The 6,455-nt window shown below is 67.3% G+C and carries 8 protein-coding genes and 1 pseudogene; 6 read left to right on the top strand and 3 right to left on the bottom strand.

Features of this window, described 5'->3' with window-relative positions; translation table 11 throughout:
- The 3 genes from CSW58_RS10430 to fliL form a co-directional block, all read right to left on the bottom strand.
- Nucleotides 1–398: DUF6468 domain-containing protein (locus CSW58_RS10430; RefSeq protein WP_099447242.1), on the bottom strand; the 398-nt coding region annotated here is incomplete at its 3' end.
- Nucleotides 395–1,531, bottom strand: coding sequence for a flagellar motor switch protein FliM (gene fliM / locus CSW58_RS10425; protein ID WP_099447241.1), 1,137 nt, complete (start codon nucleotides 1,529–1,531; stop codon nucleotides 395–397). The genes fliM and CSW58_RS10430, both read right to left, overlap by 4 nt.
- A 31-nt stretch (nucleotides 1,532–1,562) precedes the next feature.
- Nucleotides 1,563–2,192, bottom strand: coding sequence for a flagellar basal body-associated protein FliL (gene fliL, locus CSW58_RS10420; protein ID WP_099447240.1), 630 nt, complete (start codon nucleotides 2,190–2,192; stop codon nucleotides 1,563–1,565).
- 224 nt (nucleotides 2,193–2,416) lie between these two features.
- Here fliL and flgF point away from each other — a divergent pair, with 224 nt between their 5' ends.
- The 6 genes and pseudogenes from flgF to CSW58_RS10390 all read left to right on the top strand — a co-directional run.
- Nucleotides 2,417–3,154, top strand: a complete 738-nt coding sequence (gene flgF, locus CSW58_RS10415) for a flagellar basal-body rod protein FlgF (protein ID WP_099447239.1) — start codon at nucleotides 2,417–2,419, stop codon at nucleotides 3,152–3,154.
- 12 nt (nucleotides 3,155–3,166) lie between these two features.
- Nucleotides 3,167–3,954, top strand: a pseudogene (flgG, locus tag CSW58_RS10410) (flagellar basal-body rod protein FlgG).
- A gap of 4 nt (nucleotides 3,955–3,958) precedes the next feature.
- Nucleotides 3,959–4,702, top strand: coding sequence for a flagellar basal body P-ring formation chaperone FlgA (gene flgA / locus CSW58_RS10405; RefSeq protein ID WP_099447238.1), 744 nt, complete (start codon nucleotides 3,959–3,961; stop codon nucleotides 4,700–4,702).
- Between the two features lie 12 nt (nucleotides 4,703–4,714).
- Entirely contained in the window at nucleotides 4,715–5,443 is a 729-nt protein-coding gene (flgH, locus tag CSW58_RS10400) for a flagellar basal body L-ring protein FlgH (RefSeq protein WP_099447237.1), read from the top strand.
- 75 nt (nucleotides 5,444–5,518) lie between these two features.
- A complete protein-coding gene (locus CSW58_RS10395) occupies nucleotides 5,519–6,010 on the top strand; it encodes a hypothetical protein (protein WP_236627772.1) in 492 nt (163 codons plus the stop codon).
- A gap of 30 nt (nucleotides 6,011–6,040) precedes the next feature.
- The coding region (locus CSW58_RS10390; RefSeq protein WP_143755168.1) for a glutathione S-transferase N-terminal domain-containing protein at nucleotides 6,041–6,455 on the top strand (415 nt) is incomplete at its 3' end.

The following is a 6,455-nucleotide window of genomic DNA, read 5'->3' as shown; positions in this document are numbered from 1 at the left end:
GATTCGCGATCCAGCATCTGCTCGAAGTCCTCGGCCCGCAGGCGGCGGCGGTCGGCGGGGCCGGGATCGGCCGTCGGCGTGGCGGCCTGCGCGGCGGGCGGCGGCCTGGGCGGCGAAACGGGCGTGTTGAGCCGGTCATCCAGCTGGGCCGCCAGGGCCTGGGCCCGCTCGATGCGACCAGCCAGCTGATCGGAGGCCTCGGCGGTGGCGGCGCGCAGGTCGGCCAGGCCCTGCTCGGCCCGCGCGGCGGCCAGGTCGAGGTCGGCGACCGCCTTGGCGAAACCCTCGTGGCTGTCGCGCAGGGCCTTGAGCCGGCGCTCAAGACGCCAGCCGAAGCCGAGGGCGACGATCAGCAGGATCGCCAGCAGACTGTTCAGGACAATGGCCGCGACGCTCATTTGAGTTTCTGGACCGCTTTCTTCGCCGCCGTGGTCAACGGGCCTTCGGCCCGCACCGCGATGGAATGGTTACGACGGCCCATCCGGCCGCGCGTCAACGGGATCGACCCGGCGCGCAGCTCGACCAGGCTGTCAGCCGTGGCGTTGAGCATCAGGGTGTCGCCGACCTTCAGGTCGAGCACGCGCGACAGCGGCAATTGCTGTTCGTCGAGCACCGCCCGAACCTCCATCTGGGTGGTCCAAAGCTCGGTGGCCAAGTGGCCTTCCCAGATGTTGTCGCGGCCGAACTTCTCGCCCATGAACTGCTGCAGCAGCATCTTGCGGATGGGCTCCAGCGTCGCATAGGGCAGCAGAAGCTCGATTCGGCCGCCGCGGTCTTCCATGTCGATGCGCAGCTTGACCAGGATGGCGGCGTTGGCCGGCCGGGCGATCGCCGCGAAGCGCGGATTGGTTTCCAGGCGGTCCAGGGTGAAGGACACCGGGTGCAGGGGCTCGAACGCCGCCTTGGCGTCGTGCAGCACGACCTCGACCATCCGCTGGACCAGCACCCGTTCGATGGTGGTGTAGGGCCGACCTTCGATACGCATGGCGGCCGTGCCGCGACGCCCGCCCAGCAGCACGTCGACGATCGAGTAGATCAGGTTCGAATCGACCGTCAGCAGGCCGTAATTGTCGAGCTCCTCGGCCCGGAACACCGCCAGGATGGCCGGCAGCGGGATGGAGTTCAGATAGTCGCCGAAGCGGATCGAGCTGATGTTGTCGAGGCTGACCTCGACATTGTCGGAGGTGAAATTGCGCAGGCTGGTCGTCATCAACCGCACGAGGCGGTCGAAGACGATTTCCAGCATCGGCAGGCGCTCGTAGCTGACGAGGGCCGAATTGATGATCGCCCGGATGCCGGTGCGATCGTCGCTGCCGTCGCCCGACAGGTCGAAACCCAGCAGGCTGTCGATTTCGTCCTGGTTGAGGATCCGTTCGGAACCGATGGCGTCGCCGCCGCCGCCGTCGTCCCAGCCGCCCATGCCGCCGCTGAAGTCGCCAAAGGCGCCGGGCGCGCTCTCGCCGCCTTCGGCCGGAGGATTCTCCGAGGCCCACTGGGCCATCGCGGCCTGATCGTCGAGTTCGTCAGCCATGTGTCTCGCCCCAGCCAGATCCCAAGGGGATCTAGTTGATCAGCATCTCCTCGATCAGCACCGCGTTCACCTTCGACGGCGCGGCGACGAGATTGACCCGCCGCAGCAACTCGGCCCGCAGCTGGAAGCTGCCCTGGCTGCCGTTGAGGTCCTCGGGACGAAGTTCGCGCAAGAAGGTCTGGAACATGTCCGACAGGCGAGGAAGGTTCGGGGTCAGGGCCTCGGCGGTTTCCTCGTCGGGCAGCTCGAAGGTCAGCTTCAGCTTGAGCAGGGTCGAGCGGCCGTCGGCGGACTGCATGTTCACGACGATGTCCGGCAGGGTGTAGAACACCACGCCGTCAGGCCCTTCCTTGATCACCGGCGCGCCGGCCGCGCCCTCGGCGCCGGCGGCGGGGCCATGCTCGCCTTCCTTCTTCTTATCCTTTTTCTTGTCCTTCTCGTCCGCCTTCTTGCCGTGCTCCCCGGCGCCCTTTTCGTCATGGGCTGCGGGCTTGGGCTTGAGCAGCATGAAGGCCGCGGCCCCGCCGCCGCCCAGCACCAGCACGCCGGCGGCCGCGGCGATCAGAATGATCGGCGGCTTCTTCTTGGCGGGGGCTTCGCCCTCGACGGCGCCCTCTTCGCCTTCGGGCGGAGGAGCTTCCTTGGCAGGTTTTTTGGCCACGCGCGCGGTTCCTTGGAATCTACACCTCTAGTCATGGCCGAGCATGGTTAACGATGTCTTTTGAAGCGCATTTGGTCGCAGGCTGAATCTGCCCGGCAGACTCCGCGCGAAAAGGGTCGTTAACCTTCTTTTTCGTTGTTTCTATTGAGATTTTCGAGTTGGCACGAGGGTTGCTTGTGAGGGAGCGGCGCATTTGTCGCGCCGGCCGTTCGAGTTAACCCGTCATGGACAACGCGCTGTATGTCGGCCTTTCGCGCCAGATGACGCTTCGCCGCGAACTCGACATCGTGGCCAACAACATCGCCAACGCCAATACGGCCGGCTTCAAGGTCGAGGACCTGATGGTCCGCACCGAGCCCGGCAGCCCCGCCCGCACGCTGGACGGCGGCTCGCCGATCAAGTTCGTGCTCGACGACGGCGTGGCCCGCGACTTCGGCCAGGGCGTCCTGACCAAGACCGGCGGCGACTTCGATGTCGCCATCGAGGGCCAGGGCTTCTTCAAGGTCTCGACCGCCAGCGGCGAGCGCTACACCCGCGACGGCCGGTTCACCATGGGGCCGGAAGGCAAGCTGACCACCCAGGGCGGCGCCCCTGTGCTGGACGACGGCGGCGGCGAGATCCTGATCGACCCGCTCAAGGGCCCGGTCAACATCGCCCGCGACGGCACTGTCAGCCAGGGCGCTGAGCGCATCGGCAAGGTGGGCGTGGCCCGCTTCGGCGACCTCGCCTCGATGCGCAAGGACGGCGACAACCTCTATCGCAATGTCGGAAACGAACAGCCCCAGCAGGCCCCGGACGCCATCGTCCACCAGGGCATGCTGGAATCCTCCAACGTCCAATCGGTTCTGCAAATCACCAAACTGATCGAAGTCAGCCGCGCCTACGAGCGCATGGCCAAGATGATGGATCAGACCGCCGAACTGTCGCGCTCCTCGGTCGAGCGCTTGGGCAAGGTCCAGTAGGGAATCTGAACGATGCAAGCTCTCCGCACCGCCGCATCCGGCATGTCAGCCCAGCAGCTGAACGTCGAAGTCATCTCCAACAACATCGCCAACATGAACACCGTTGGCTTCAAGCGTCAGCGGGCCGAGTTCCAGGACCTGCTGTACCAGACCATCGAACGGGCCGGCTCGCAGTCGTCGGGCGATGGCAATGTGGTGCCGACCGGCGTGCAGGTGGGCGGCGGCGTCAAGGCCGGCTCGGTCTATCGCATCAATGAACAGGGCACCCCGACCCTGACCAACAACCCCCTGGACGTGGCCATCCAGGGCAAGGGATTCCTGCAAATCCTGCTGCCCTCGGGCGAGACCGCCTATACCCGGGCCGGCAACTTCTCGACCAATGACCAGGGCCAGATCGTCACCGAGGACGGCTACACGGTCCAGCCTGGCATCACGATCCCCAGAACGCCACCGCCATCACCATCGGCAAGACCGGCCTGGTCCAGGTGACGGTCGCCGGCGCGGCCCAGCCCCAGACGGTCGGCCAGATCGAACTGGCCAACTTCATGAACGAGGGCGGGCTGGAAGCGGTGGGCGACAACCTGCTGATGGAAACCGCCGCCTCGGGCGCCGCCAACATCGCCGCGCCGGGCCAGCCCGGCTTCGGGGCCCTGATGCAGAACTACACCGAGGCCAGCAATGTCGACGCGGTCAGCGAGATCACCTCGCTGATCGTCGCCCAGCGGGCCTACGAGATGAACTCCAAGGTCATCACCACCGCCGACCAGATGCTGCAAGCCACCTCGAACCTGAGGTCCTAAGCTGATGAAAGCCCTCGTCCTTTCAATCGCCGCCCTGCTGATCGCCAGCCCGGCCCTAGCCGGCCAGGCCGTCTCGCTGCGCGGCGAGACGCTCGACGCCGACGGTCGCGTGACCCTGGGCGATCTGTTCGAGGGCGCGGGCGCGGCCTCCGACCTGCTGGTCGCCAACCGGGTGGGTCCCAGCGTCGTCCTCGACGCCGGCCAGGTGCAGATGGCCGCCCGCCGGGCCGGTCTGGACTGGGACAACGCCCAGGGCCTGCGCCGCATCATCGTGCGCCAGGGCGCATCAACCGCCCTCGCCGGGGCGCCGCGCGGCAATGTGGAAGTTCTTGCCTATGCCCGCAGCCTGAACGCCGGCGAGATCGTCCAGCCACAGGACCTGACCTGGACCAAGGTCGCCGCCGCTCCCAGCGACGCGGCCTCCGATCCCGACGCCATGATCGGCATGACCGTCCGCCGCCCCCTCCGCCAGGGCGCCGCCGCCCTGCTGCGCGACGTGTCGGCGCCGATGGTGATCAAGGCCGGCGACATGGTCGCGGTCACCTATGAGAACGAAGGCGTCTCCCTGATCCTTCAGGGAAAGGCCATGGCGGCGGCGTCGAGCGGCGAAAGCCTGTCGATCCAGAACATCGCCAGCAAGAAGATCATCGACGCCGTGGCCACGGGCCCCGGCGCCGCCGCCGTCGGTCCCCAGGCCCTGCGCCTGAAGTCCACCCGTTCCACCGCCGCGCGCTACGCCGCGCGCTAGAGGTCAGATCCCATGCGCCCCGCCCTGATCGCTCTCATCCTGCTCGCCCCGCTCGCCGCCTGCTCCACCGTCAAGGAAGCTGTGAAAGGGCCCGAACTGGCCCCCGTCGGCTATCCCGCCCAACTGGCCCCGATGACCCCGACCTTCGTGGCCAGCCGCGAACCCGCCCCACAGGCCGCCTCGGCCAACTCGCTGTGGCGGGTGGGCGCCCGGGCCTTCTTCAACGACCAGCGCGCCAGCCGGGTCGGCGACATCCTGACCGTTCAGATCGACATCGACGACAGCGCCAGCACCTCCAACTCGTCCAAGTCGAGCCGCGCCAATGACACCCAGGCCGGGATCAGCAATTTCCTCGGCCTGGAATCCAGTCTCGGCAAGATCCTGCCGGGCGGCTTCGATCCCGCCAACGCCATCGGCACCAACTCGACCTTCTCGCACGCCGGCTCCGGCGCGGTCAGCCGGTCGGAAAAGATCAGCCTGACCATCGCGGCCATCGTCAGCGGCGTGATGCCCAACGGCAACCTGGTGATCCAGGGCACCCAGGAGGTGCGCACCAATTCCGAACTGCGGCAGCTGACCGTGGCCGGCATCGTGCGTCCCGAGGACATCTCGTCGGCCAACACCATCAAACACACCCAGATCGCCGAAGCGCGCATCAGCTACGGCGGTCGGGGCGACATCAGCCGCGTTCAGAAGACCCCGGGGGGCCAGGCGCTGGTGGAGCGTTTCTCGCCGTTCTAGTGAGCCGAGACGGCGAGGCGATCCACTGAACCTTGATCCAGCCGGGGCGTTATCCTGATCCAAGGAGCGCTTCGCATGCCTCGTCGTCTGGCCCTGTCCGGCTTCATTCTGGCCCTGTCCGTGGCGGGCTGCGCCCACCAGCAGGCCGCCCTGCCCGGCTACGGCTGGGCCTTCCTGAACAATGCCGATGAGCCGCCCAAGCTGGCCTATGGCCGCCCGTCGAGCGACGAGGTCTTGATGATGATGACCTGCGCTCCAGGCTCAAAGGTCGTGACGCTCAGCGCCTCGGGGGTGTCGGGCCGCACCCTGTCGGTCAGTTCGGGCGGCAAGCTGTCGCGGTTCGCCGCCGTCGGCGGGACCGAGGGCGGACTTCTGGAGGCCCAGGCCGACCGCGACTCACCGGCGCTAGGCAATTTTCGCCGCACCGGCGACCTGGCGATCCTTAACGCCGGCCGCTCGCACAGCATCGCGGCGGCCCCGCCGACCGCGAACAGGTCGCGGCCTTCTTCAAGGCCTGCGACGCCTGACGCGGCGCATTTTCTCTTCCTCGCCTTGCGCTATGCTTGACCGGCGCAATGTCGCCTCGGGGGAACAACCATGCTCACGCTCTATCACTGCGCCGGCGCGCGCTCGTTTCGGATCCTGTGGGCGCTAGAAGAGCTGGGCGCGGCCTATGAGCTGAAGCTGATGGCCTTCCCGCCGCGCTTCGCCGAGCCCGACTACCTGGCCCTCAATCCGATGGGCACGGTGCCGACCCTGACCGACGGCCAGACCATGATCAGCGAATCCGTCGCCGGCTGCGCCTATGTGGCGGCGCGCCATGGCCCGACGCCCCTGGTTGTGACCCCGGACGAGCCCGATTTCGGCGCCTATCTGAATTTCCTGCACATGGGCGAGGCCACCCTGACCTTCCCGCAGACCATCTATCTGCGTTACGCGGTGTTCGAGCCGGAGGAGCGCCGCCTGCCCCAGGCCGCCGCCGACTACATCCAGTGGTTTCTTCTCGCGCCTC

The sequence above is a fragment of the Caulobacter sp. B11 genome (genome assembly GCF_002737765.1).
Lineage (GTDB): Bacteria > Pseudomonadota > Alphaproteobacteria > Caulobacterales > Caulobacteraceae > Caulobacter.
The sequence above is the reverse complement of the archived record's forward strand: the minus strand, read 5'-3'. Positions and strand labels throughout refer to the sequence as shown.

What these genes read in the sequence shown, in the direction of transcription:
- fliM (WP_099447241.1), bottom strand. Translation starts at nt 1,531, where the DNA reads ATGGCTGACGAACTCGACGATCAGGCCGCGATGGCCCAGTGGGCCTCG.
- flgF (WP_099447239.1), top strand. Translation starts at nt 2,417, where the DNA reads ATGGACAACGCGCTGTATGTCGGCCTTTCGCGCCAGATGACGCTTCGC.
- flgA (WP_099447238.1), top strand. Translation starts at nt 3,959, where the DNA reads ATGAAAGCCCTCGTCCTTTCAATCGCCGCCCTGCTGATCGCCAGCCCG.
- flgH (WP_099447237.1), top strand. Translation starts at nt 4,715, where the DNA reads ATGCGCCCCGCCCTGATCGCTCTCATCCTGCTCGCCCCGCTCGCCGCC.
- CSW58_RS10395 (WP_236627772.1), top strand. Translation starts at nt 5,519, where the DNA reads ATGCCTCGTCGTCTGGCCCTGTCCGGCTTCATTCTGGCCCTGTCCGTG.